The 26,334-nt window shown below is 48.1% G+C and carries 17 protein-coding genes and 4 pseudogenes; 16 read left to right on the top strand and 5 right to left on the bottom strand.

From position 1 onward, the window contains the following. Positions 1-60 precede the first annotated feature (60 nt). From tssJ to RSJ68_02125, 12 genes and pseudogenes are all read left to right on the top strand, one after another. Positions 61-687, top strand: coding sequence for a type VI secretion system lipoprotein TssJ (gene tssJ, locus RSJ68_02180; protein ID WNU97589.1), 627 nt, complete (start codon positions 61-63; stop codon positions 685-687). Positions 688-712: 25 nt separating this feature from the next. Next, positions 713-2,056: a type VI secretion system baseplate subunit TssK gene (gene tssK, locus RSJ68_02175; protein ID WNU97588.1), complete on the top strand. Its 1,344-nt coding sequence runs from the start codon at positions 713-715 to the stop codon at positions 2,054-2,056. Positions 2,057-2,080: 24 nt separating this feature from the next. After that, positions 2,081-3,346, top strand: a complete 1,266-nt coding sequence (gene tssL / locus RSJ68_02170; protein WNU97587.1) for a type VI secretion system protein TssL, long form — start codon at positions 2,081-2,083, stop codon at positions 3,344-3,346. A gap of 31 nt (positions 3,347-3,377) precedes the next feature. Further along, positions 3,378-6,935 carry a type VI secretion system membrane subunit TssM gene (tssM, locus tag RSJ68_02165; GenBank protein WNU97586.1) on the top strand — a complete coding sequence of 1,186 codons (3,558 nt, stop codon included), beginning with the start codon at positions 3,378-3,380 and terminating at the stop codon, positions 6,933-6,935. A 142-nt stretch (positions 6,936-7,077) separates the two neighbouring features. After that, positions 7,078-9,351, top strand: coding sequence for a type VI secretion system tip protein TssI/VgrG (gene tssI / locus RSJ68_02160; GenBank protein ID WNU97585.1), 2,274 nt, complete (start codon positions 7,078-7,080; stop codon positions 9,349-9,351). Positions 9,352-9,363: 12 nt separating this feature from the next. Then, positions 9,364-10,500, top strand: a complete 1,137-nt coding sequence (locus RSJ68_02155) for a DUF2169 domain-containing protein (protein ID WNU97584.1) — start codon at positions 9,364-9,366, stop codon at positions 10,498-10,500. 83 nt (positions 10,501-10,583) lie between these two features. Then, positions 10,584-14,879: a PAAR-like domain-containing protein gene (locus RSJ68_02150; protein WNU97583.1), complete on the top strand. Its 4,296-nt coding sequence runs from the start codon at positions 10,584-10,586 to the stop codon at positions 14,877-14,879. 9 nt (positions 14,880-14,888) lie between these two features. Next, positions 14,889-15,182: a hypothetical protein gene (locus RSJ68_02145; protein ID WNU97582.1), complete on the top strand. Its 294-nt coding sequence runs from the start codon at positions 14,889-14,891 to the stop codon at positions 15,180-15,182. A 30-nt stretch (positions 15,183-15,212) separates the two neighbouring features. Continuing rightward, positions 15,213-15,323, top strand: a pseudogene (locus tag RSJ68_02140) (RHS repeat-associated core domain-containing protein). 51 nt (positions 15,324-15,374) lie between these two features. Continuing rightward, positions 15,375-15,851, top strand: a complete 477-nt coding sequence (locus RSJ68_02135) for a hypothetical protein (GenBank protein ID WNU97581.1) — start codon at positions 15,375-15,377, stop codon at positions 15,849-15,851. A 12-nt stretch (positions 15,852-15,863) separates the two neighbouring features. Continuing rightward, positions 15,864-16,187, top strand: coding sequence for a hypothetical protein (locus RSJ68_02130; GenBank protein ID WNU97580.1), 324 nt, complete (start codon positions 15,864-15,866; stop codon positions 16,185-16,187). A gap of 140 nt (positions 16,188-16,327) precedes the next feature. After that, on the top strand, positions 16,328-18,397 hold the full coding sequence (locus RSJ68_02125) for an RHS repeat family protein (GenBank protein WNU97579.1): 2,070 nt from the start codon (positions 16,328-16,330) through the stop codon (positions 18,395-18,397). Positions 18,398-18,606: 209 nt separating this feature from the next. Here RSJ68_02125 and RSJ68_02120 read toward each other — a convergent pair whose 3' ends face one another. The 4 genes from RSJ68_02120 to RSJ68_02105 form a co-directional block, all read right to left on the bottom strand. Next, a complete protein-coding gene (locus RSJ68_02120) occupies positions 18,607-19,266 on the bottom strand; it encodes a phosphoesterase (protein WNU97578.1) in 660 nt (219 codons plus the stop codon). Positions 19,267-19,378: 112 nt separating this feature from the next. Then, positions 19,379-20,227, bottom strand: a complete 849-nt coding sequence (locus RSJ68_02115; GenBank protein WNU97577.1) for a hypothetical protein — start codon at positions 20,225-20,227, stop codon at positions 19,379-19,381. A 32-nt stretch (positions 20,228-20,259) separates the two neighbouring features. Next, complete coding sequence (locus RSJ68_02110; GenBank protein ID WNU97576.1) at positions 20,260-20,889, bottom strand: DUF4143 domain-containing protein; 630 nt, start codon at positions 20,887-20,889, stop codon at positions 20,260-20,262. Positions 20,890-20,973: 84 nt separating this feature from the next. Next, a complete protein-coding gene (locus RSJ68_02105) occupies positions 20,974-21,780 on the bottom strand; it encodes an integrase core domain-containing protein (GenBank protein ID WNU97575.1) in 807 nt (268 codons plus the stop codon). 101 nt (positions 21,781-21,881) lie between these two features. Between RSJ68_02105 and RSJ68_02100 the strand changes: the two are divergent. The 3 genes and pseudogenes from RSJ68_02100 to RSJ68_02090 all read left to right on the top strand — a co-directional run bounded on the left by RSJ68_02100 (position 21,882) and on the right by RSJ68_02090 (position 24,463). Continuing rightward, positions 21,882-22,668 (top strand): annotated as a pseudogene (locus RSJ68_02100) (transposase). Between the two features lie 19 nt (positions 22,669-22,687). Next, on the top strand, positions 22,688-23,020 hold the full coding sequence (locus RSJ68_02095) for a hypothetical protein (GenBank protein ID WNU97574.1): 333 nt from the start codon (positions 22,688-22,690) through the stop codon (positions 23,018-23,020). Positions 23,021-24,065: 1,045 nt separating this feature from the next. Continuing rightward, positions 24,066-24,463: pseudogene (locus tag RSJ68_02090) on the top strand (transposase). A 10-nt stretch (positions 24,464-24,473) separates the two neighbouring features. On the opposite strand, the gene RSJ68_02085 reads toward RSJ68_02090, so the two are convergent. Beyond that, positions 24,474-25,451 (bottom strand): IS30 family transposase, encoded by a 978-nt coding sequence (locus tag RSJ68_02085; protein ID WNU97573.1) that lies wholly within the window; start codon positions 25,449-25,451, stop codon positions 24,474-24,476. Between the two features lie 89 nt (positions 25,452-25,540). On the opposite strand from RSJ68_02085, the pseudogene RSJ68_02080 reads away from it, so the two are divergent. After that, a pseudogene (locus tag RSJ68_02080) lies at positions 25,541-26,113 on the top strand (IS5 family transposase). The last annotated feature ends 221 nt before the right edge of the window (positions 26,114-26,334 follow it).

The following is a 26,334-nucleotide window of genomic DNA, read 5'->3' as shown; positions in this document are numbered from 1 at the left end:
ACTGATTGAAATATTTGTTGTCAGACGTAATCTATATTGATGGACTTGAAGGCAATTAAAATGCATAAACAACTAATAAAATATATATCATTCTTAATGATATCCTTAATGGTAAGCTCATGTGCTTCCGACCATAAACCCCCTAAAGAATCTGATGAGAGTGGGGAAAAAATTGATGTACAAATCATAGTTTCTCCTGATGCAAATCCAAATATAGTTGGTCAACCTTCTCCCATCAGATTGGATTTATATCAATTGTCTTCTGATGGAGAGTTCAAAAAATCAAACTATTTTGAACTTACCAACAATGCCAAAGAAAATTTAGGTGAGAAGTTAATCCAGCAAAACCAATTCATGCTGCATCCTGATACGGTTACCATATTGCCGATTAAAATGGATTCCCACCTGAAATATTTAGGAGTAGTCGCGAGTTATCGAGATTTGGATAACAGTCAATGGCAATTGGTATTATTGAAGCAGAAGAAACGATGGTATCAATTTGGTAAACATTATTTCTATGTAAATGTCGGCAAAAATAAATTAACTCAATTATCAAAGCCAGAAATGAAGGACATGTTAAAGGAATATAAAGAGCGGCACCCTGACGATAAAAAAATTAAAGAAAACGGAAAAGCGCGCAAATACGGCAGCGACCTTAGTAAAGGCGTTTTCCGTGAAGAAAAATAATAACTAAAAGATTAAGGATGAAGGAATGGCAATAGAAGCAAAAGTAGTCTGGTCAGAGGGTATCTTTATTACCCCACAGCATTTCCAGCAATTTGAACGTTATCTTGAATCCGGCCTACGTCAATTAGCCGTTTCTCAAGAGGGGCATTTTTGGGGATTCTCTTCGCTGGTGTTAAATTCAGACGGCCTCAAACGAGGGGTAATCGGTATTAATGAAGCAGAAGGTGTTTTCCCTGATGGTTCTGTATTTTTGTTCTCTCAAAAACAACTCGAAAATTTGAGTCTGAAAGTTCCTGCAAATATTAAAGACACCAAAATCTGCCTAGCTGTTACTCTGCCTTCTTCTGTAAATAATGAGATTTATTTTCCCAATCAGGATTCTTCAGACTCATGTCGCTACAAAGCCTTTAATAAAACTCTAGCAGACACTACAAATACTGAATTAGATGGTCGTCAAGTAACACTGGCAGATCTTAATCCGATGTTGGTTTTAGAAAACGACTTAACCAGCGGACAAACTGCCCTGCCCATTGCGCTTATCCGTTCCAGCTCTGCGGACTTTGAAATCATTCTGGACGAATCATATATCCCGCCTTGTCTCGGAAGTCAAAAGCAACAGCATTTAAAGGCTTATATTTCAGAGATATATGGTTTATTGATGCAAAAAAGCAATAGCTTGGCTAATGCTGTGAATGATCCTAACACCGGCGGCTCTGTTGAAGTTATGGACTTCATGATGCTTCAAACTATTAATCGATATTTGGCATATTTGCATCACGAAAATGAAGGCGCACGACAAACACACCCTGAACAATTATTTATTAATTTATCCAAACTATGTGCTGATTTAATGACCTTCCTACCTTCTCGCAAAGTAGGTAATATCCCAGTATATGAGCATAATGACCTAACCTCATGTTTCGGTAAATTATTTTTCAATTTACGTAAATCATTATCTATCGTACTTGAACAACGAGCGATTAGGATTCCGCTTGATATGCGTGATGAAGCGACTCGCGTTGCTCAAACACCAGACCAAAGTTTACTGGACAAAGCTTCATTTGTTCTTGCGATTAAAGCCGATATGCCGAACGAAGCATTGCGCCAAAAAATTCCTAGCGTAGTAAAAATAGGTACCGTGGAAAAAGTAAAAGAATTGGTTGCTTACCACCTGCCTGGAATTAGGGTGCACGCTTTATCTGTTGCACCAAGAGAATTGCCATACCACAGCGGTTATGTCTATTTTGAATTAGACAAAAAGCACGAGCTGTGGGACATGTTTGATACTTCATCAGGCATAGCCTTTCATTTAGCCGGTAATTTTCCGAATTTAGATGTTGAATTTTGGGCAATTAAGTCTTTAAGTTAATTTGGTTTAATTTGGAATTTCATTATGGATAACCAGAATAATGCTGCACACGGCATCGCAAATATTTATAACCCTTTGATTGAGGCTGCCAAACCGGTTTTTATCTTAGTCAATGCGATGCAGCAAACTACCAGTCAATTGTCTACCGACAGTTTGATCAATAAATTTTCTATCCTAATCAATAATTTTGAAGAAAATGCTGAAAAAAAAGGAGCAAGGTACGACGCTATCCGGGCTGCAAAATACTGCCTATGTACATTCGTAGATGAATTGGCTGTTCGTGCGGGTTGGGCAGATGAAACTTGGTCCAAAAACAGCCTGTTAGTATCTTTCTATGACGAAACATGGGGCGGAGAGCGTTTTTTTGAGATTATTCAAAATCTAAAGCAGGATCCGGATAAAAATATTGATTTATTAGAGTTCATGTACTTATGTTTGCAATTTGGCTACAAAGGCAAATATCAAGTATTAAACAGTGGCGAACTTGAAATCGACAAAATCAAGAGAGACTTGCTTGCCTTAATCCACAGCAAAAGGCCAGATCAAACCGCTGCTCTTTTCAAACACAATCCAATCATTACAAATACCATCCAGAGAAAACAGAGACTTACTATTCCTTTATGGGTAATAGGTGTTTTAGGAGCTGTTGTCTCGGGAGTAGGCTACTTTGCTATGCAATGGTCTTTAGGCGATGATTTTGATACTGTCAGTACAAAAGTCAACAATCTAAAACTTCCTCCTGTCACAGCCAAACAGCAAGAAACACAAGGCACCGTCCGGTTACGGCCTTTATTGGAAAATGAAATTGCTAGAAAACTAGTCTCTGTGGAAGACTTCCAAGACAGAAGTACGGTTACTATTTTGGGTGATGGTCTTTTTGAGTCTGGTTCAGCGCAAATCCAAGACCAGTATTACCCTGTCTTGGCTAGAGTCAGCCAAGCTTTGGATAGCGTAGAAGGACAAATCGTAGTGACCGGATATACAGACAATCAGCCCATTCAGAGCTTGAACTTCCCATCCAACTGGCATCTCTCTCAAGCTCGTGCAGACGCAGTAAAAGAAATTTTATTGAATTACATCAAAAATGGCGGAGCTCGTATTCGTTCAGAGGGACGTGGCTCGACCGATCCTGTTGCCCCAAATGATACTTTGGAAAATAGAGCCAAAAACCGAAGGGTTGAAATCACCTTATTCACAACTGGAACCGGCCCCAAACTGGGTAGTGCAGTAGAAGTAAAAACCAATACTTCCACTACTCAGCCAAGCAGTGATGTAAGTACACATCAATAATCTGAAATTGGATTGATACGGAAAAACAAATATGAAAAAAATTCTTTATTTTCTAGGCTCCCGTTCTTTATGGGTAATGCTGGGTATCGCCGGTCTGATTATATTGGTATGGTTTATCGGTCCACTGATTTCCATAGGTGAAATCCGTCCTTTAGCAAACAAGACCATTCGCCTTGCCGTATGTGCAGCCATTATCGGCATTTGGTTAGCTAAAGCCATATTTCGCCAATATCGTGAGTCACGCCGAAACGCTGCCTTACTGAAGGAAATCCGTGCAGCGCAAGAACCCATCTTGAAAAATGCAAGCGATGTCAGCTCAATGAGCCGTCAGTTTGCTGAAATGGATAAGATACTGAAAAACGCCAAATTCTCCAAATCTAAAAATAGTTTATTGGCGAGATTGGAAGAAGGTCAGTATCTTTATCAAATGCCGTGGTATGTTGTTTTAGGTGCTGCAGGCTCCGGTAAAACAACGGCGTTAAAACGCTCTGGTCTCAACTTCCCCCTAGAAAGCACTTTAGGAACATCTGTAAGCGGCTTGGCAGGAACACGCGATTGCGATTGGTTTTTATCAGATGAAATCGTACTTCTTGATACTGCAGGCAGATTGTCTTTACATGACAACCACAGCAATAAAGACTCCAGCGACTGGGAAGAATTTGTCTCCCTGCTGAAGCGCTACCGTCCCAAACAACCTATCAATGGTGTAGTAGTTACCGTAGGAGTGGACGACCTTTTAGGCGGTAAAACCAATATTACCGAAATTTCTGCAGAACTTCGCAAAAGAATCCACGAAATGCATACCAAATTAGGTATACATTTCCCTGTTTATCTTATGATAACCAAACTGGATTTGCTGCATGGTTTTGACAAATTCTTCGATCATCTGACGGAAGAACAAAGAAACCAATATTTAGGTATTTCTCTTTCTGATACAGAAGGGATGGAGACTCCTATTGCCACTGCTTCCAACGCTTTATCAGAAGTTGTGGATAAATTGCGCTCCTCTATGTTGGGCACTATTCACCAATTGGAGTCTTCTGAAGATAAAGCCGCAGCTTTTGCTTTTCCTGAAGAATTTGAACGTCTTAATCAGGCGGTGCTTTCTCTATTTAAAGAGTTATCTAAATCTTCAAAATTTGAGCAACCTATCTCTTGGAGAGGTGTTTATTTCTCAAGTGGTACCCAAACGGGACAACATTTCAATCCCATCTTGGATGGCTTGCAAAACGATTTCCAATTATCGAAAAAATACTTGGATTCGGATCGAACCAAAACTCAAAATAACGAGAGAAGCTTTTTCCTGCACAGACTGTTCTCTGACGTCATCCTTAGTGAAGCAAACCTGGCGGGAGAAAATAAATCTTGGTTTGTTAAAAAGCAAATGCTCTATTGGTTAGGCATTGGAGCCATTGTCACCATAGTTACTGCCTGCTTAGCCATGATGCTGAATAGTTATTCGAATAATCGCTCATATCTTGAGCAGGTTGGCGATAAAGCAACCAAACTGGGGCAAGAGGCGAAGAAATACACAGAAGCTCCTGACCTGCTTAAAGCAGTAACATTTGCAGAACATGTCAAAGATACAACCAGCAGTAGAGAGATTCCCGATCTGTCTTCCCCTCCCCTCAGCTATCGTATGGGCCTTTATCAAGGCGGGCACATGGAAGACGTTGGAGAATCAGCCTACCGCAGAATCCTTCAAGACAACGTGATGCCTTTAATCAGCTTCAAATTAGATGAACTTCTGCGTACAACTAGCGGTTCAGATAAAATCAATGGCTACAATGCTTTAAAAGCTTATCTGATGATGTACGACAAAGAACATTTTGATGCCGTTTTTATGCAAAACTGGCTGATGACTAATTTGTCTAAAGCAGAATCTTCAGGTATGAGTGAGCAACAGAAAAAATCTCTTAAGAAAGCTTTAAACCAAATACTTTCCAAACAAAGCATTACTCCCAGCGTACCCTATGATGAAGAAATGGTAGAACGCCGCAGGCAGGAAATTGCACAAAGAGATATTGCCACTATGGTACTGGAAGATACCATCAACACAGTTGCTCTCTCAGGCAAAGAAGGAATCACACCTGTTTCTTTTTCAAGCATGGGCGGCGTACAAAGCCACTTATTGTTTCGTCGTAAAACCGGCGGAGCTTTAAAAGAACCGATTAACTTCATTTATACCAAAGAGGCTTACATTACCAAAGTCTTGCCTACTATGGTCAAGTCGGCAGAACAGTTTTTTAATGAAGACAACTGGGTATTGGGTAGTTATGCATCACAAAGCCAAAGCAAAGCTTCTGTTCTTTCAGGTGCTCAAAAGCTTTATTTCGGCAATTACATCAAGGCATGGAATAACTATTTGTCTGATTTGTCATTGGTTACGCCCAAGTCATCTCGAGAAAGTATTCAGATTGCCAAGCTTCTATCAGAGAAAAATTCTCCTTTAGTCAATATCATCAAAGGTATCAGCGACAATACGACGCTTACCATTGATAAAAAGATAACGGATAAAGCAGACAGTAAAATTGCTGACTGGTTAAATAGAGCAGGACTGTCAAAGCTCCTAGATGCTGAAGGAGAGGCTAATGTAAAAAATGAATTGTCTGCTTTAAAACTGGCCACTCCCGTTGATGATGCTTTTGCAGATTTCCATAGCTTAACTGAAACCACAAACGATCAACCTCCGGCTATTAACAGCGTTACTGAAGCCATTAATGATCTGTACGTTTATTTGGTTGCCGTTAATGTTGCAGTTGAAAAAGGCGTAGATTTACCTCCTGATGATCCGTTTGTGAAATACAAAGCTGAAGTAAACCGGCTTCCTATGCCCTTCCGCCCAATGTTAGACAGTTTTTCTGAGATTATTTTGAAAAACACCGACAAGATTGTCGATGAAAAACTTATGTCCACCTTGGAAAAACAGTTGGCAACCGTAACAAACAGTTGCCAAGAAATACATCAACAGGGATACCCTTTTGATAGAGGTTCTGAGACCAATGTTGCCTTGGAAAGCTTCAGCAATATATTTGGTCCAAACGGCATGTACAGCAAGTTTACCAATTTGTCAGGGGAGGCCGCCGTATTGGCTCGTTCAGAGAAACTGGAAACATTAACGGCCAAAAACAGCGCATTTAAAGACCGTTTTTCCAAACTGAACGACATTGCAACAATCCGACAAGGATATTTCGACAAAGGATCTGAAACCCCTACTTTTGACTTTACAGTCAAGGTCTTGCTCCTTGATTCCAGCCTGGAAAGTGTGAATATTTCTTATGCAGGGAAAAGCTATGTATACAGTCACGGTCCAGTCAATCCTGCAACCTTTACCTGGCCTTCAAAAGAAGAAAATGCCTTGGCAAAAATCGATGTTTCCTCTCCGCAAATCAATAGTGCGGGTATCAGCTCAACCGGACAATGGTCAATATTCCGTCTGATTGAAAAAGGAAAAATCATTCGTCAAACAGGAAACACTACCGTTGTCGAATACAACATCCAAGGCAAAAACGTTGTGCTTGAATTTACTACTTCTACAGCCTTCAACCCCTTTAATTTAAATAAATTAAGGAATTTTCAGTGCGTTTGAAGGTCGTAGTGCGAATGTAAGCAGGTCGTCTGAAATCACATATTCCAACAAGTTTCTGCCACAGTCCTGTGTGTGATTGAAAAATAGAAAATCTGACACTGAAGCGAAATTGGTTTTTAATGTAAACAAGGAATTTCCCGAAATGAATAGAACAGTAATTGCTCATACACCTTTGGGATCACAACTTTTATTCAAAAAAATGCTTGGAACGGAATTTGTTTCCAACCTTTTTGAATTTAATATCACTTTGGTTTCCAAAGATTCCAATTTACAAGGCAAAGATATTATCGGTCAGCCTATAACATTGGAAATTGATACAGAAGCAGGCAGTCCGCGCTATTTGAACGGTTTGGTGACTGACTTCGGCTATATCGGCGAAGATGAAGATGAAGAAGACTATCATGCCTATACCTGCACAGCCCGTCCGTTTATGTGGTACCTCACGCAGAACACCGATAGCAGGGTATTTGTCGATAAGTCTGTTCTGGATATTACCAATGAAGTCTTGTCCCCGTTCGGATTACCTTTCCAAGTAAAATGCCAAAAAAGCTATCGTACAAGGGGCTTTTGTGTCCAATATCAGGAAAACAGTTTTGACTTCCTGAGCCGCCTATTTGAACAGGAAGGCATTTACTATTATTTTACCCACAGCAACGGCTCGCACGAGCTGGTTATTGCTGATGATGTGGGTATTCTGGAAGCCATCCCTTCTCCTAATATTCCTTACCATTCCAAAAATACTGCACCCGGCGCACCCAACATCGCCTATATCGATGTTTGGGAGGAGCGTGATGCCCTGAAATCCAGCCAGTTCGTGACCCAAGAATACAATTATACAAACGCTAAAGTCCCGATGAAATCTTCTGATTCGGTTCACGATTTCAGTTCTGTCCCGATGGAACATTATGATTTTTATACCGGCTTTAGCGATGTTTCCGAAGCACAAAATTACAGTCAGGTACGCAGTGAAGATCTGAAAAGCCAAACCAAGATCATTACCGGTTCGGGTACTGCATTGACGGTGGCTCCGGGTTATACGTTTACCCTGAGTAAGCACCCGCACTCGTCATCCAATACCGAATACACCATTCTGAAAGCAGATTATGATTTTGAAGAAGCCGGCTATACTACCGGCGACCGTATCGGCAAATTCAGAATTTCATTCCGCGTATTACCCAAATCCTACCCATACCGCCCTCCCCTTAAAACGCCAAAACCCAAAGTTTTGGGCACACAAGCGGCGACGGTAACAGGCCCTGCCGGAGAAGAGGTCTACACCAACGAGTATGGTGATATTAAAGTCCAGTTCCATTGGGACCGCTACGGCAAAATGGATGAAAACAGCTCCAACTGGGTTCGGGTAACGCAAGGTTCTGCCGGCGCGGGATACGGTTCTATCAACACTCCGCGTATCGGTGAAGAAGTGTTGGTTGACTTCATCAACGGAGATGCCGACCGACCGATTGTACTGGGCCGTCTGTACAACAGCGCAATGTCGCCACCATGGGGCTTTCCTGCTGCGGCTAAGCAGTCAGGCATCAAAAGTAAAAGTTTTAATTCGCCACTGGCCAACTTCAATGAACTGATGTTCAACGATACTGCCGGTTCCGAGATGGTCAATTTCCAAGCGCAAAAAGACCTGACCTCGCTGGTTAAAAATAACGAAACCCGCAACGTTAACAACGACCGTACCACCACGATCGGTAACAACGAAACCGTTACAGTAGTAGGCGATCGGGCGAAAACCGTCCAAAAAAACGAAACGGCTTCGATTACCCAAAACCGCACAAAATCGGTGGGTCAAAACGAGACTTCCAGCATTACCCAAAACCAAAGCATTAGTGTTGGTGACAATCAAAGTACCAGCGTAGGTAAAGACCAAAGTGTCAACGTGGGTAAAAACCGCAGCCGTTCTGTTGGCTTGAACGAAAAAGTAGGCATAGGTCAGAGCCAAGCGTTGACCGTCGGACAAGACCAGAACGTTGCTGTCGGCAAAAACCAAGCGCTGACCGTCGGTGCCAACCGCAACAAGACCGTTGTTGTCAACGAAATCAGCAGTATCGGCGGCAACAAACAGGAAACCGTCAGTCTAAACGGCATGAACAATGTCGGCATCGGTCAGATGACCAACATCGGTGCCGGCTATATGTTGAACGTCGGTGCAGGCTGGATGACCAATGTCGTCGGTGCAGAAATGCATAGCGTCGGCTTAGTGATGGGGCTCAACGCCGGTATGAACATCGGCCTCAACGCAGGTCGAAACATCACCTTGTCCGCAGGCAAGAAAATTACCATACAAGTCGGTAGTTCCATGATTTTGATTGATAAAAACAAAATCAGCATCGTCAGCAAAACGATCAAGATCGTCGGCACCAAAGTAGTGGACATCGACGGCAAAAAAGTCGATATCAACTAGAGAAGATACGCCATGTTTGAGTTGCAGAACTTTACCTGCTTTCATACGCAGCAGTTTAAAAATATCGACCAAACAGATCGGGCTTATGATGTAGTCGTCGCCAAAGTCAGCTACGAGTTTGAAATTGACCCGGAAACAGGAAAAACGGAGCTTGCGTTTGCCCGTAAGCAAACGCCGCTCACGTTTGCCGATACCTATTACGGCGATCCCTCGCAAACCTCGACTCAGTTTGAAAGCGACTTCAGCCTCTACAAGCCCAAAACCGACTTGGTCGTCAATGCCACCGCCTATGCGCCCGACGACGTTCCCTCTCGGCAATTTACCGTATCCGTAAGAATCGGCGATTACCAAAAAAGCCTGGCGCTTACCGGGGAACGTTACTGGGTGCGGGAGGCGGCAGGATGGTCTTTGAGCGAACCCGACCTCATCCTTTCCCTGCCTATCCGCTATGAGTTTGCCTTTGGCGGCAGCGCAGTCGAAGACGACCACAAAGGCTATCAACAAAACGCCATCGGTATCGGCTACTATCCGAAGGCCGAACTCAAAAAAAACGGGTTCAAGCGGACACTGAAAGCGCATCAAATCTACGACCCTGCACACCCCGTGCGAGATCCGTCCGATAAGGCCTCGCCCGAAGGCTTCGGCTTTATGCCCCGTTATTTCGCACTGCGAGCCAAACATACCGGCACTGCCGATGCGCAATGGATAGCCAACCGCGCCCCGCTACTGCCTGAAGATTTTTCTATGGCTTATTGGAACGGCGCCCATCCCTCGTTGCAGCTTCCCCATCTGAAACCCAACCATATTTACGAACTGACCTTTACCGGTATGGTGCAGTCCTTCCAAGCACCCAACCAACGATTTACCGTTGATTTGCCGGTAGAGACCGTGTTCGTCCACGCCCATACGGCAAACAACTCGTCATTGTGCAAAGATATGGTATTGGACACCATCCTCGTCGATGTAGAACAACGCCGCATTGATTGCAGCTACCGCACATCTTTTCCGGAGGAGCTGGAAATTGCGGCATGCCAGCTCAGATTCATCGCCCGACACGAACGGGCAGATCAAATCGCGGCCGCCCAAGCTTGTCGGGATTCACAGGATGAATTTATCCCAATCCCACCATCTTTGGCAGCACACGCATAAACCACAAATAGGTCGTCTGAAACCCTAAACCCTTACTCATCCAGCTTTCAGACGACCCCATCCCCTAACAGGAGCAAGCCGCCATGGCATTCAATAAAATCGCCCGTAAAAGCAGTGACTTCAGGGTCGTCTTTACCGTCCCCGATTTCTGCTGGCCGCCCCCTCCTGCTCCTCCTGTCACACCGCCCATCCCCTTCCCGCTCTTCGCCGACTTAGGCGGTGCCCAAACCGTCGCCACAGACGTCCGCCTCAACCGCAAGCCCGCCTTCGTCTTCAAGGCCAGTAAAACCAACCGCACCACCGGCGACGAACCCGCCCTTCCGGGCCGCAAGGGTGTGCTTTCCCGCACCGCCACCAAACCCGCCTGGCCGATGATGCACTCCTCTTCGGTTAAAATCCGCAAGCGCCATATCATACGCGCCGGCGATATGTTCCACATGAACAACAAGTTCAAAAAGAAACTGCCGCCCAAACCCTGTATTTCCTGTAAAGCCGCCGCCGCTGCCGGCCGCCCGGTCAATCCGATACACGGGCTGAAGTTTTTGGAGAAAGAAACCGACTTTGCTTTTGAGGGCATCCTGCCGCTGGTCTGGAGCCGCAGCTATTATTCCGACCAAGACGGTACCGGCTGGCTCGGCGAGGGCTGGAGCGTGCCGGGCTGCCAACGTATCATCCGCGATGCGTCGGGATTGGCCTATATCGACGATCAGGGCCGTTTGTTCCCATTGCCGGAAGTCGATGAAGACGATGAGGAACCGGTATTGTTCGAGAGCGAACAGATTTGGTTCAGTAAAAATCCGGACGGGCATTATGTCATTGCGTCGCTGGACGGTTCGATAGCGCTGCGTTTTGCGCCTTTGGTGGTCGCGGAAGACGGTTCGGACGAAGATTCCACCCTCTTCCCGCTGGTGGCGGTGGAAGACGCCAACGGCAACCATCAGCGTTTCGTCTATCATCCGCTGACCGGTCTGCCGCAATACGTCATCGACGGCAACGGCCGGGGGTTCTCGCTGAACTTCGGCAATGTGGCGGATGAACAGTCGCCCAAAATGCGGCTGCTGTCGGTGTCGCTCTTGGAGGGTTTGCCCGTCTTCGGCGAAACGGTCCGGGTCGGCAGCCCGCTGGTCCGCTACGAATACAACGGCAGCGGCGACCTGCTGCGCGTCATCGGCCGCGACGGCAACGTCAAACGCAGCTTCGGCTATAAAAACAATCTGATGGTGTCGCACACGGATGCGGCGGGATTGGTGTCGGAATACGAATACGACCATTACACTCCGACCGGCAAGGTGTTGCGCAACCGGACTTCTTTGGGCGAGGAATGGCGCTTTACCTATCACGACGGTTATACCGAGGTAACCGACGTGTTGGGCCGTACCGAGCAATATCATTACGATTACAACAACGAGCTGACCAAACGGGTGTTTGCCGACGGCAGCGCCGTATTGATGGAGCGCGACGGTTTGGGCCGTCTGCTCAGCCATACCGATGCGATGGGGCGCGTTACCCGCTATCAGTACAGCAACGAGGGGCAGGTGGAAACCATCGTCCGCCCCGACGGCGCCATCCTGCATTTCGACTATGACGACTGCTACCGTCTGATCCGTAAAAGCGATGCGGAAGGCCGTTATGACGGTTATACCTACGACGAAGCGGGCAACCTGCTGACCCATACCGACCCGCTGAAACATACCACCCGTTTCGAATACGCCGGCAACGGTCTGTTGCTGTCGGTAACCGATCCCAACGGCAGCAGCACCGCCTATCACTATAATGAAAACCGCCAGCCCGACCTCATTACCGACTGCTCCGGTTACGAAACCCGTCTGGCCTACACCCCCGAAGGACAGCTGGCGCGCATTACCGATGCGCTGGGACAGCACACCGAATACCATTACGACGCCGACCAAAACCTTACCCTCGCCCTCTATCCCGACGGCAGCAAAGAAACCTTCGGCTACGATGCCGCAGGTCGTCTGAAAACCCATACCGACGGCGAAGGCCATACCACTTCCTACGAATACGGCCAAGACGGTCTGCCGACCCGACGCACCAATGCGCTGGGGCATACCTTCGGCTACCATTACGACAAAGCCCGCCGCCTGGTCGGCCTCACCAATGAAAACGGTGCCCGCTACCGCTTTGCCTACGACGTCCTCGACCGCCTGATTGCCGAAAGCGGTTTCGACCATAAGCTGACCGGCTACCGCTACAACGCCGGCAACGAGCTGGTCGAGCAGCGCGAATTCGGCGACGACGCCTCCCTTGCCGCCAAACTGATGGCGCAGCTGGGCGGACAGCCCGTCCCCAAAAAAGACGCTGTCCCGCTTTCAGACGACCTCGACAGCCAAACCCCGCTGCGGATTACCGAGTTCAAACGCGATGTATTGGGACGCTTAATCCACACCCTTGCCCGCGATAACGACAAGGTTCAGGAAACCGCTTACCAATACGACCCGAACGGCAACCTCGTCCGCGCCGCCAACCGCCACAGCATCACCTGCTTCGACTACAACGAAAACGGCCAGCTCATCGCCCAGCACCAATGGAAGGTGCCGTCCAAAGAAGAGAACGCTCAAAACGGTTTGCCCGACACCGACTGGCGCGATGCGCAGTACGACATGCTGTACCTGCCCGTTACCGAAACCGTCCGCTACCACTACGATTTCAACGGCAACCGCACCGCCACCGTCCTGCCCGACGGCAGACAAATCAACTATCTGTATTACGGCAGCGGCCACCTGCACCAAATTAGCCTCGACGACGAAGTCATCACCGACATCGAACGTGATCAGCTGCACCGCGAAATCTACCGCACACAGGGTAAACTCGCCAGCCGCTACGAACTCGACCCCTTAGGTCGTCTGAAACGGCAAATCGCCACCCTCAATGAATTGACGGAAGGCGGCAAAGGCAAAACCAAAGTCGCGGCGGGCTATGGCCAAACCGCCGTCAAACGCAACTACGGCTACGACCGCACCGGCAACCTGACCCACAGCACCGACCAGCGGACGGGAACGACCCGGTTCGAGTACGACAAACTGGGCAGGATCACAAAAGCGGGCAACGAACTGTTCGCCTTCGACCCTGCGCACAATATCCTCGACATCCCGACGGAAAAGGTCAAACCATACCCTACCCCCTCTCCCGTGGGAGAGGGTCGGGGAGAGGGCAAAACGACTGCGCCGCTTTCAGACGGCCGCGCCGCCATCACCGATAACCGCCTGAAAACCTACAACGGCACGACCTATTACTACGACAATTTCGGCAACCTCATCCACCGCGAGCTGGCCGACGGCGAAGTGCAGAACTATTTCTACGACCTGCACGACCAACTGGTTAAAGCCGAAATCTTCAAAAAGGACGGCACAAAAGAAACTTGGTCCTACACCTACGATGCCTTGGGCAGAAGGATAGGCAAAGGTCGTCTGAAAGACGGAGAAGTTTCAGGCAGCCTCGAAAACCAAACCCGCTTCGTTTGGGACGGCAGCCATCTCTTGCAGGAAATCCAGCCGGACGGCAGATATACCTATATCTACGCAGACCCGGATTCCTACGAACCGCTGGCGCAGGTACATAACCGGACCAACGAAGACGGCGAAAACCGACAACAAACCCACTACTTCCACTGCGACCAAATCGGCATCCCGCGCGAGATGACCGATAAGGACGGCAAGCTCTTGTGGTTCGGCAACTACACCGGCTGGGGTCGTCTGAAAGAGGAAACCAAGGTAACGGATAGTGCTTACCAACCGTTCCGCCTGCAAAACCAGTACGCCGACCGTGAAACGGGGCTGCATTACAATTTCTTCAGGTATTACGAGCCGGATGCGGGTCGGTTTGTGAATCAGGATCCGATTGGGTTGTTGGGTGGGGAGAATCTGTATTGGTTTGCTCCGAATATAAACATTTGGACTGATACCTTAGGTTTAAGAGCTGGGCTTTTCAAGGCCATTCACAAACTAATATCTAAAGTTTTTTCTAAATCTAAGTGTAGTAAATGTAAAGTTGATCCTAAAGACGTCAACGAATTAAAATCTAAAGGAGTAAAATTTAGTCCTGATGATTTGATTGCTACCGGAAGAGATGCCTCAGGAAAAGTAGTCTTTCTAGAGAAGGGAAATGCTAAGGCAGGGTTAGAGCATATTCTCCAAAGACATGGGGATGATTTTGCTCGTATAGGGGTATCTAGGGAACAAGTACCATCTGTCGTAATGGATGCAGTAACAAAAGGAAAAATTGTTGGTCATCAAGGAAAAGATATGGGAAGGCCTATTTATGAAGTAATGGTAAACGGGCAGAAAAGCCGTATCGCGGTTACTACTGGAAGTAACGGGTTTATTGTCGGTGCAAATCCGGCAGGTAGAGTAATAAGATAGGACGATAAAATGAAAAAAATTAAATTAATGCCTGACTATAAATGTTTTCCCATATGGGGTATGGATGATGATAATTTTGGAAATATAGATCCATATTCTTTACCAATATCTAAGTCTCTTGCTGAAGAATTGTTGGGGTGGGCAAATAAATATGATGAAACCTTAAATATAGATGAACCTCTAAACTCTGGATTTGAAAATATAGAGAAAGAAAATATTTTTAAAGACGAAGGTGAAAAATTATTTAAAAAACTCAAGTTGGAGTTAGGAGATCAATACACAGTTATATATCCAAGAATATGATTATTTGATATGTAATATCAGCCGACCCGCCTGCAAAACCAGTACGCCGACCGTGAGACGGGGCTGCATTACAACTTCTTTAGGTATTATGAGCCTGATGCGGGTCGGTTTGTAAATCAGGATCCGATTGGGTTGATGGGTGGGGGGAATCTGTATGCGTTTGCACCGAATGTAAAGGGGTGGGTTGACCCATTGGGATTATGGGCTTTTATTCCCGCATTGCTTTCCGGCTTATTAGTTGCTGGAAGAGTAGCGATAAGTCTCTTATCTAAAGTAGGAAAGATGGGATATAAAGCTGCTAAACAATGTGTTGGAAAATGCAAAAACTTAGGTAAACCAAAATCCCCTGATAAACTCTTAAAAAATGGTAAAGTAGATCATAAGGATATTCAGGCATGGGCTAAGAAACAAAATTTGCAAAATCAATGGAAATCAGATCCTCAAAAATTCCCCAACGGTGGATTTAAATATAATGATGGTACTTATTCCGTTCATGGGCATGGTGCAAATCCCGCAGCACAGGTGAAATTTCCTACATCCAATGCTGCTCAGGGACCAACTGTCAGAATTACAGGTCCCAAAGGATCATTAAGAACCGATGGTACATGGGGACCATTTAAATCTGACCCTAATGGAGCTCATATACCTTTAAAAAATTCACCATATTAACCAGGAAATAATATGAATTCTATTTTTAAACTAAATGAAAAATTGGAAAACTTACCCTCTATTTTAAGTATTGAAGATGAATTACTTTTTATTGATAGATTACAAACGTTACCTATTGATGAAATTAGAAAAAATAAAGAAATATTTAAGAGAATTATCTTAGCTATACAAGAGTCTCATCAAGACAACGGTATATTTGAAATAACTGATGAAAATATTAAGATTTTCTTTGAATTTGTTATCTGGATTAGAAATTTAAAAAAACTATATAACCTTGATTTTGAGAAATATATAGATGGGTTAGATACAAATTTTGATGGTTCAAAACAAATTTGATCCTCAAATGAAAAAACTATACAGCAAGCCGTAGCCTGCATACATATAGAGTGCATATCCCAAGGCACGCACGCAGCCTCTTGTTCCAATGACTTATCAGGTCGTCTGAAAATCTTTTCAGACGACCTAAACAGGGTCGTTTGTTCCCGCTGCCGGAAGTCGATGAAGACGATGAGGAACCGGTATTGTTCGAGAGCGAACAGATTTGGTTCAGTAAAAATCCGGACGGGCATTATGTCATTGCGTCGCTGGACGGTTCGATAGCGCTGCGTTTTGCGCCTTTGGTGGTCGCGGAAGACGGTTCGGACGAAGATTCCACCCTCTTCCCGCTGGTGGCGGTGGAAGACGCCAACGGCAACCATCAGCGTTTCGTCTATCATCCGCTGACCGGTCTGCCGCAATACGTCATCGACGGCAACGGCCGGGGGTTCTCGCTGAACTTCGGCAATGTGGCGGATGAACAGTCGCCCAAAATGCGGCTGCTGTCGGTGTCGCTCTTGGAGGGTTTGCCCGTCTTCGGCGAAACGGTCCGGGTCGGCAGCCCGCTGGTCCGCTACGAATACAACGGCAGCGGCGACCTGCTGCGCGTCATCGGCCGCGACGGCAACGTCAAACGCAGCTTCGGCTATAAAAACAATCTGATGGTGTCGCACACGGATGCGGCGGGATTGGTGTCGGAATACGAATACGACCATTACACTCCGACCGGCAAGGTGTTGCGCAACCGGACTTCTTTGGGCGAGGAATGGCGCTTTACCTATCACGACGGTTATACCGAGGTAACCGACGTGTTGGGCCGTACCGAGCAATATCATTACGATTACAACAACGAGCTGACCAAACGGGTGTTTGCCGACGGCAGCGCCGTATTGATGGAGCGCGACGGTTTGGGCCGTCTGCTCAGCCATACCGATGCGATGGGGCGCGTTACCCGTTATCAGTACAGCAACGAGGGGCAGGTAGAGGCCATCGTCCGCCCCGACGGCGCCATCCTGCATTTCGATTATGACGACTGCTACCGCCTGATCCGTAAAAGCGATGCGGAAGGCCGTTATGACGGTTATACCTACGACGAAGCGGGCAACCTGCTGACCCATACCGACCCGCTGAAACATACCACCCGTTTCGAATACGCCGGCAACGGTCTGTTGCTGTCGGTAACCGATCCCAACGGCAGCAGCACCGCCTATCACTATAATGAAAACCGCCAGCCCGACCTCATTACCGACTGCTCCGGTTACGAAACCCGTCTGGCCTACACCCCCGAAGGTCAGCTGGCGCGCATTACCGATGCGCTGGGACAGCACACCGAATACCATTACGACGCCGACCAAAACCTTACCCTCGCCCTCTATCCCGACGGCAGCAAAGAAACCTTCGGCTACGATGCCGCAGGTCGTCTGAAAACCCATACCGACGGCGAAGGCCATACCACTTCCTACGAATACGGCCAAGACGGTCTGCCGACCCGACGCACCAATGCGCTGGGGCATACCTTCGGCTACCATTACGACAAAGCCCGCCGCCTGGTCGGCCTCACCAATGAAAACGGTGCCCGCTACCGCTTTGCCTACGACGTCCTCGACCGCCTGATTGCCGAAAGCGGTTTCGACCATAAGCTGACCGGCTACCGCTACAACGCCGGCAACGAGCTGGTCGAGCAGCGCGAATTCGGCGACGACGCCTCCCTTGCCGCCAAACTGATGGCGCAGCTGGGCGGACAGCCCGTCCCCAAAAAAGACGCTGTCCCGCTTTCAGACGACCTCGACAGCCAAACCCCGCTGCGGATGACCGAGTTCAAACGCGATATATTGGGACGCTTAATCCACGCCCTCGCCCGCGACGGCAGCGACCGAGTTCAGGAAACCGCTTACCAATACGACTTGGACGGCAGCCTCGTCCGCGCCGCCAACCGCCACAGCATCACCTGCTTCGACTACAACGAAAACGGCCAACTCATCGCCCAGCACCAATGGAAAGTGCCGAGCAAAGAAGAGAACGCCCGCAACGGTTTGCCGACAGCCAAAGCGGTTACGGCGCGGAAGAGATTGCCGATGTGCTGGACCAGCTGGCGTTTACCTACCATTTTTACGGGCACACGGGCGAGGCATACCGACAGAACTTGGCGGACAACGGCATCATCCGGTTGGTCAAAATCAAAGAATTGGAATTTGACCGACCGGGGAAGTTGTCGGAAGGCTGTATGTTGATTTTGGAAGTGGAGAAGCAGGAAGGGGACAAGCTGTTTACGCTTTCGCCTGTGCCGTTAAACGAGATCATTCATTTTATGCGGGACACTTGGCGGTATTGCTGATGCAAAAAGGACGGATTGGAAACCCGTCCTTTTGTTTTGCCGACTGTTTTTCAGGCAGCCTGCACTATTCAAGGCTACCTGAAAATTCATTTCTAAAATAAAAGCTCATTGGTTCAATGCCGCCAATCTCGCCCGAACTTTTGCAGCCGCATCTTCCGTGCTGTTGCCGACAATAACGTTTTGCTTGTCGTCGAAATACTGCACGGCAGGGAGGTCGCGCAGGAAGCTGTCAATATCTTGTGCGGTCAGGAAACGGCCGTGCATATCCCAGCCGACATTGAGGGCACGCCCTTTGACGGCGGCCATGCGGTCGTGCAGATGGCCGTAGAGGTGGTATAGGCCGTGGTGGATGCCGTCCCATTCGTATAAGGGATAGTGGCACAAAATCGCGGTATTGCTGATTTCGGGCAGTTTGAGCCGCAGGTAATGGCTGGCGGACGAGAGCAACGGATGGCCGTCGGCTTTGCGCGTGTTGAGGAAATGTGCTTCGTTTTGCCGAATCAGGTAGTCGTGGTTGCCGTAGATCAAATGGTGTTGCCCGTTGAGCCGTTGCAGCACGGCTTCGATGTGTGCGGGCTTTTTTGCAAAACAGACATCGCCGAGGTTGTACACAGTGTCTTGCGGGGTAACAACGCGGTTCCAGCAGTCGATCAGGTATTCGTTCAGCTCGTCGGCGTTATCGCTTTGCAAGCGGAATTGCGGGCAGTATTGGGCGATGTTGGGATGGGAGAAGTGCCAGTCGGCGGTGAAATAGGTTTGAGGCATGGGATACTCGGTTTCTGGTCATCTGACAATGAAAAATAAGGTGCAGGCTGCTTTAGAGGTCGTCTGAAACAGGGTTGGGGCGATAAAAAGCAGCCTGCACTTTTTTGCCCACCTATCTGCCGGTCAATACCAACCGTTGGCAGAAGGCTTCCCAATCGGCAAGGGGCACAACGCGTGTGCCGTCTGCTAACCGGTGCACATTGGAAGCGCAGGCGATGTGCCAATAGGTGTAAAACGGTAGTTTGGCGATGTCGACTTCCGATATGGCAGGAGCATTATCCTGTTCTGGCGTATGCACAATCGGCAGGCCGAAATAGCTGTATTGGCCGTCTTCCGCCTGATTGCCTGTGTAGTCGGTTTGGCCGCGGTGTCTGCCAGTACGAACAAACCGGCGGCAGAATGCGTTCCAATCGTGCAGAAACACGGCGGCTTGTCCGTCTATCAGGCTTTGGGCGGAACCGATGCTGCTGTCCCGCCAAAACGGGTAGAACGGCAATTCGGCGATGTGGCGTTCCATGACGACCGGGCAATCGCCCTGCCCTGCCGGCCGCATCACCGGAACGCCGAAACAGGCGGTTTCAGGCAAGGCATGTGCAGGCTGCATGAAGGCATTTTGCAGGATAACGACCGCTTCGGCAGGATCGATGCCCAAACAGTCGATGACAGGCTGCAAGGTTGCGGGCAGGTCGCAAAAGCAGCCTGCACCTTCAGGCAAGCAGTACATCGAGTTGTGCGTATGGGCCAGCGGTGCTGCCCATCGGGTAACGGGCGAAGTGCGGATTCGGCCACCTGCGGCAAAGCGTCCCGCCCCGTCTTGGGCGACCGTGCCGTACACCACTGCATACTCGGATTTGCCGGGCGTGTGGTAGCGCGTGAAGGTCCAGTCGGTGAGCTTGCAGGGGGATAGGGTGCTGTCGTGGGGATGTTCGGATGAGATGGGGGTGTCGAGGGTGTTGGGCATGGTTCATTCCTTGAAGGGCGGTTTCGGTAGCTTCAAACATAGGCCGCAGGCACGGCAACCAAATTCTCCGCCAACCAGATTTTTTGCGGGTACTGGTTGATAATCGTACCGTGGGCAATGCCCAATTCGTTTGCCGGCAGCGTATTGCGCAGTAGGTTGAAAGCGGCGGCCATTTTTTTATTGGGATTGGCGGTAGCCTTGATTTCAACGGGATACAGCATCTGCTGATGTTCGATCAGTAGGTCGATTTCTTTTTGATTGGTGTCGCGGTAAAAATAAATCGGCGGTTCTTGGCCTTGGTTGTGGAAGGATTTGATGATTTCGCCCACGATGAAGGTTTCAAAAAACTGCCCGCTCTTGGCTCCGTTTTGAATGGTTTCCGGCGTCAGCCATTTGGTCAGGTAGGCCATCAGGCCGGTGTTCAGCATATAGACTTTCGGGGTTTTGATGGCGCGTTTGAGGTGGTTGTTGCCGTAGGGTTGCAGCAGATAGACGATGCCCGATGTTTGCAGCACGGTGAGCCAACGCTTGACGGTATCCACCGATACGCCGATTTCCTGGGCCACGCTGCTGTAATTCAATAACTCCCCGCTGCGGGCGGCAATAGCAATCATGAACCGAGTGAAATCGCCGCTGCTGCCGACATTGACCAATTGGCGCACGTCGCGTTCGATATAGGTGGCGACATACGAGGCATAGTAAACCTGCCAGTCGGTTGCGGGCTGTGTAGAAAATCGTCGCGTTGTTTACACAACAGGTTGAGAAAAATAAGCCTGCAAGACCTCAAACGGCGTATCGCCGTTCAAACTGCGGTGTGGCTTCACAGTGTTATAAAAATTAACAAAGCGGCACAACTCCTTTTGCCGATGTTCCGGACTCTCAAACGACTGTTTCTCATGCCACATCTCCATCAGGGTACGGATAACCCGCTCCGCCTTACCGTTGGTCTGCGGACGGGCAACCCGGGTAAACTTTTGACCAATCCCGTTCTCGTAACAGGCTACACCGAAAGCATGGTTGGCCGAGCCTTTGTATTCCGTACCGTTGTCGGAGTAAACGCACTCAATCAGGTATGGGCAGGGATCAATCAGGTGTTCGGTCAGAAACTTGGCGGCGCTGTCTGCGGTTTTGTCCGGCAAAATGGCGGCGTATGGCTCCCTTGAGAAATCGTCGATGGCGACAAACAGGTAATCCCGCTTATCGGTGACTTTCTGCCCTTTGAGCAGCGGCAGCCGTTTGGTGTCGAGATGCACCAGCTCTCCGGGGTAGGATTTATTGTAGCGTTTGGCCTGCTTTTTGAGTTTTTCCTGAATGCTGCGTTCTACCTTGGCCAAGCGTTTCATTCCGTACTTTGCCTGTTTGAAACGGTTGTTGGTACTGGTTTGCGGTTTGAGCAGCTTGGCCCTTGCGGCTTTAAGGGCGCGGTAGATGGTGACGCGGCTGACTTGGTAGCGGCGTGCCGGGGAGGTGACGCTTTCCTTCCCCTGCGTGTAGGCCGGCCAAATGGCTTGTCGGTGGTGCGGGGTGAGGCGGGTATTTTTGTGCATGTTCATGTTTCAGTATTCTCCTGGAAATACTGTAAACAACGCTACTAGTTTCTACAGCTGCGGACTTAAGGGACAAAGCTTTAAACTATTACGACCAATGCAAAAACATCAGCTAAACCGCAGCAACGTTTAACTTGTCAAGAAACACGCTTTACCTGTGGATTCGCCCTAAAAAACAAACAGGCAGCCTAAAACATCAAGTTACCGGTCTGAATGCCGTCAAATTGGATAGGCAAAAACCGGCTCAATATGTTGGGCAACACCCGGATGCCTGTCTGCATGAAATCGCCAAACGTTTTGATTGTACGCCAGCCGCCGTTTGCTATGCACTCAAACAGATGGGGATGACGCGCAAAAAAAGACCGCCACTTGCAAAGAACAAGACCCGGCCAAAGTAACGCATTATTTGACACAGCCGGCCGAATTTTCCGACTGCCAACGCGTTTATTGGATGAAACAGGATTTGACCGCTACCTGTTCCGTCCCTATGCCCGCAGCCCGAAAGGGCAAATAGTGAAAGCGCAGATAAGTGGAAAAAGATACCGACGCTTATCTCCGGTGTCCGCACAAGTCGGCAGCCGGCTGATTGCTCCGATGGTTTATCAAAATACGATGACCGGAGTCTTTTTTGAAGCGTGGTTTCAGCAATGCCTGCTGCCCGCATTGACTCAAAAACCGGTGATTATTTTAGATAATGCGCGATTTCACCGTATGGGTGTCTTACGGGAAATGGCGGAAAAATGGGGACATAAGGTATTGCCTCTTGCACCTTATTCACCCGAGCTCAACCCGATTGGGAAGGTGTGGGCGAATATTAAGCGGTATCTGCGAACCGTATTGTCTGATTACGCCCGATTTGACGATGCGCTACTGTCCTATTTTGATTTTAATTGACTATAACACGAAGCAGCTGATGATGACGCTTACCGATACGCTAACCCGACTAAAAAAGAACCGTTCGTTCCAGTTAGGCAACCTACCCGACAAATGCACGTCCGAACAACTGCTGAAACTAGAGTATGGCCTTTCGCAGCTACAGAGCGTTTTTGACGGGGTTCAGATGGCGCTAAGGGATGAGCACGGTACACGGGCTTCCCTACTTCAAGTACGCTCAACAGAACAGCAGTGGATACTGCGTTCGACCCGTAGTGATATCAATGCGCTCGTGGAGGAGGTGCAAGGCATCAAACATCCTTTCCATAACCTATCTACATTCAACCAGAGATATTCAGCCCTGCCCTTCTAAAACATCATCGGTATCCTAGGATCCCAACTACAATTCTGATAATTATTGGTGGAACCAATATTAACTAAATCGCCAGCCAATAAACAAGCCGCCCTGATTGGGTGGCCTTTTTATTATCGGGTGGACAGATTCATCTCGCGAATCTGCTCTTGGTTTGGTTAACCCCCGATTGGTCATTGGTACCGTGTAGGATGAATTTATTGCTTCGGCAGACATAACTAACGGCTTGCATACATCTTCATATTGGCATACTCGACTATTTCCCTTTTGTCATCAACCCACCTACCAACCCGAAGGCTGTCGAGCCGAACCCGATAACATAAAATCAGCTTCGCCCTCGTTCGGTTGACGACCAAACTCGGAGTATGCCGACGGGCTTCTTACTGAATCCCGTCTCGACAATCCGATGACCGTCGTGTCAAATCCGATGGGGGAAGTCAGCCAAAATTTCCAAAATCACCGATGTATATATACTATATATAATATATATATTCTTATAATAGGTACTTATATAGTATATATAAATATAAGTATGCGCTTTAAACAAAAAAAGCAATCTCTAAGACATATCATAGCTCCACTTTTCCCAAATCTATAATTTCAAAAAAATTCGGGAGGCAAAACAATAAAAGTTTTACCTCCCAAGAAAAATTTTTCCGAAATCTTTATATATCGCTCATATTTTTCAGAGTCTCTTCCTCCAATGATAAATAATTCTTTGCAAACCAGTCCTTCATCTTTTTATTTTTATGAGACAGTAGTAGAACACTCTGTGAAAAAATAAATGTGGCCCAAACTTAAGTAAAAATTTTTCCAACACGAACCTTAGTACATCGGCCTGGCAAACCATGGCTGGAATTTTTCTGTACTGGCTACCAAGTTTTGTTTACCTTGCTACTTTTTCTCTTCCAATGACAACAAAGGCTCTAAAGAATTTATTGCTGATGACTCTTTAACTAACCCAAGATTTTTTACATAGGCCGAGACCTTTGCAAAATTCCCCAAAATCCCCTAAATTCCCATCAAGACATTTAGGGGATTTCTCATGAGCACCTTCTTCCAACAAACCGCCCAAGCCATGATTGCCAAACACATCGACCGCTTCCCACTATACCTGAATTGTCAAAGAACCCGTTACCTTAGAGACCACTGTGGCCGTCCCGCCTATCCACTGCTGTCCATGTTCAAAGCCGTCCTGCTCGGACAATGGCACAGCCTCTCCGATTCCGAACTCGAACACAGCCTCATCACCCGCATCGACTTCAACCTGTTTTGCCGTTTTGACGAACTGAGCATCCTCGATTACAGCACCTTATGCCGCTACCGTAACCGGCGGCGCAAGACGACACCCTGTCCGAATTGCTCGAACTGATTAACTGCCAACTGACTGAAAAAGGTTTAAAAGTAGAGAAAGCATCCGCCGCCGTCATTGACGCCACCTTGGATTCGGATTTCAAGTGCAACACCAGGGTACCAGTGGTTGGAACAGATTCAAGAATAAAACACTTGGCGTTTCGCAGCCAAGTGTTTTTCTTGGCCGGTGGTTCAACTCATCTTGAACCCTGCGTATTTCCCGATTACTGATGTTTCGGAAATCGGTTTGTTTGGGGAAATATTGTCGGATGAGTCCGTTGGTGTTCTCATTCAGCCCTTTCTCCCAAGAATGGTAAGGACGGCAAAAATAGTTTTCCGCCTTCAATGCTTTGGCTATTTTGGTGTGTTGATAGAACTCTTTGCCGTTGTCCATGGTGATGGTGTGGACTCTGGCTTTATATGCCCTTAATACCCTAATGGCTGCCCAGGCAGTGTCTTCGGCTTTTAAGTTCTTTAATTTGCAGATGATGGTGTAGCGGGTAACGCGTTCGACCAAGGTCAGTAATGCACTTTTCTGTCCTTTGCCGATGATGGTGTCGGCCTCCCAATCGCCAATGCGGGATTTTTGGTCGACGATGGCGGGTCGGTTTTCTATGCCGACACGGTTGGGTACTTTGCCTCTGGTCCATGTACTGCCGTAGCGTTTGCGGTAGGGTTTGCTGCATATTCTGAAATGTTGCCACAAGGTGCCGCCGTTGCTTTTGTCTTGGCGAAGGTAGCGGTAAACGGTGCTGTGATGGAGTGTGATCTGGTGGTGTTTGCGCAGGTAGGCGCATACTTGTTCTAGACTGAGTTTGCGGCGGATAAGGGTGTCGATGTGTTGAATCAGCTGCGAATCGAGTTTATAGGGTTTTCGCTTACGCTGTTTGGTCAGCCGGCTTTGCCGTTGGGCTTTATCGGCTCTGTATTGCTGCCCTTGGATGCAGTGCCGCTTGATTTCGCGGCTGATGGTGCTTTTGTGGCGGTTAAGCTGTTTGGCGATTTCTGTGACGGTACAGTGGCGGGACAGGTATTGGATATGGTATCGTTCGTCTTGGGTCAGTTGTGTGTAGCCCATGGCAATCTTTCTTGCAGGAAAGGCCGTATGCTACCGCATACTGGCCTTTTTCTGTTATGGAAAGTTGCACTTCAAATGCGAATCCGCCCACCATTATTCAGACCGCCGGCAGCAAACAGCGTCAGGCCATAGAAGTCGATGAAGAAGGACAAGTCAGCGGACAAACCACACCGAGTAAAGACAGCGATGCCCGCCGGACAAAGAAAAACGGCCTCTACAAACTCGGTTACAAACAACATACCCGTACCGATGAGGAAGGCTATATCGAGAAACTGCACATCACTCCCGCCAATACCCATGAATGCAACCATCTGTCCCCTTTGTTGGAAGGCATTGCCGAAGGTACGACCGTCTATGCCGACAAAGGCTACGACAGCAAGGAAAACCGGCAACATCTGAAAGAGCATCAGTTGTTAGACGGCATTATGCGCAAAGCCCACCGCAACCGTCCGCTGACGGAAGCGCAAACCAAACGCAACCGATATTTGTCGAAGACCCGTTATGTGGTCGAACAAAGCTTCGGTACGCTGCACCGTAAATTCCGCTACGCCCGGGCAGCCTATTTTGGTCTGCTCAAAGTGAGTGCGCAAAGCCATCTGAAGGCGATGTGTTTGAACCTGTTGAAAGCGGCCAACAGGCTAAGTGTGCCTGTTGCCGCCTAAAAGGCGGCCCGGATGCCTGATTATCGGGTATCCGGGGAGGATTAAGGGGGCATTTGGGTAAAATCAGGAGCAATTAGGGGCGGAAATAGACGAAAACCTGTGTTTGGGTTTCGGCTGTTAGCGAAAAGGTGAAGAGAGGTATTTTACAAAGGTCTCCAACCATGTCATTGATGCTTCCGGCTGTTGCCTGAAGGCTGGATGGAGCAGTTATTCTGTATACA

Source organism: Neisseria sp. DTU_2020_1000833_1_SI_GRL_NUU_006, from assembly GCA_032388755.1.
Lineage (GTDB): Bacteria > Pseudomonadota > Gammaproteobacteria > Burkholderiales > Neisseriaceae > Neisseria > Neisseria sicca_C.
This window is presented reverse-complemented; position numbering and strand designations above follow the sequence as displayed.

What these genes read in the sequence shown, in the direction of transcription:
- tssJ (WNU97589.1), top strand. Translation starts at nt 61, where the DNA reads ATGCATAAACAACTAATAAAATATATATCATTCTTAATGATATCCTTA.
- tssK (WNU97588.1), top strand. Translation starts at nt 713, where the DNA reads ATGGCAATAGAAGCAAAAGTAGTCTGGTCAGAGGGTATCTTTATTACC.
- tssL (WNU97587.1), top strand. Translation starts at nt 2,081, where the DNA reads ATGGATAACCAGAATAATGCTGCACACGGCATCGCAAATATTTATAAC.
- tssM (WNU97586.1), top strand. Translation starts at nt 3,378, where the DNA reads ATGAAAAAAATTCTTTATTTTCTAGGCTCCCGTTCTTTATGGGTAATG.
- tssI (WNU97585.1), top strand. Translation starts at nt 7,078, where the DNA reads ATGAATAGAACAGTAATTGCTCATACACCTTTGGGATCACAACTTTTA.
- RSJ68_02155 (WNU97584.1), top strand. Translation starts at nt 9,364, where the DNA reads ATGTTTGAGTTGCAGAACTTTACCTGCTTTCATACGCAGCAGTTTAAA.
- RSJ68_02150 (WNU97583.1), top strand. Translation starts at nt 10,584, where the DNA reads ATGGCATTCAATAAAATCGCCCGTAAAAGCAGTGACTTCAGGGTCGTC.
- RSJ68_02145 (WNU97582.1), top strand. Translation starts at nt 14,889, where the DNA reads ATGAAAAAAATTAAATTAATGCCTGACTATAAATGTTTTCCCATATGG.
- RSJ68_02130 (WNU97580.1), top strand. Translation starts at nt 15,864, where the DNA reads ATGAATTCTATTTTTAAACTAAATGAAAAATTGGAAAACTTACCCTCT.
- RSJ68_02120 (WNU97578.1), bottom strand. Translation starts at nt 19,266, where the DNA reads ATGCCTCAAACCTATTTCACCGCCGACTGGCACTTCTCCCATCCCAAC.
- RSJ68_02115 (WNU97577.1), bottom strand. Translation starts at nt 20,227, where the DNA reads ATGCCCAACACCCTCGACACCCCCATCTCATCCGAACATCCCCACGAC.
- RSJ68_02105 (WNU97575.1), bottom strand. Translation starts at nt 21,780, where the DNA reads ATGAACATGCACAAAAATACCCGCCTCACCCCGCACCACCGACAAGCC.
- RSJ68_02095 (WNU97574.1), top strand. Translation starts at nt 22,688, where the DNA reads ATGATGACGCTTACCGATACGCTAACCCGACTAAAAAAGAACCGTTCG.
- RSJ68_02085 (WNU97573.1), bottom strand. Translation starts at nt 25,451, where the DNA reads ATGGGCTACACACAACTGACCCAAGACGAACGATACCATATCCAATAC.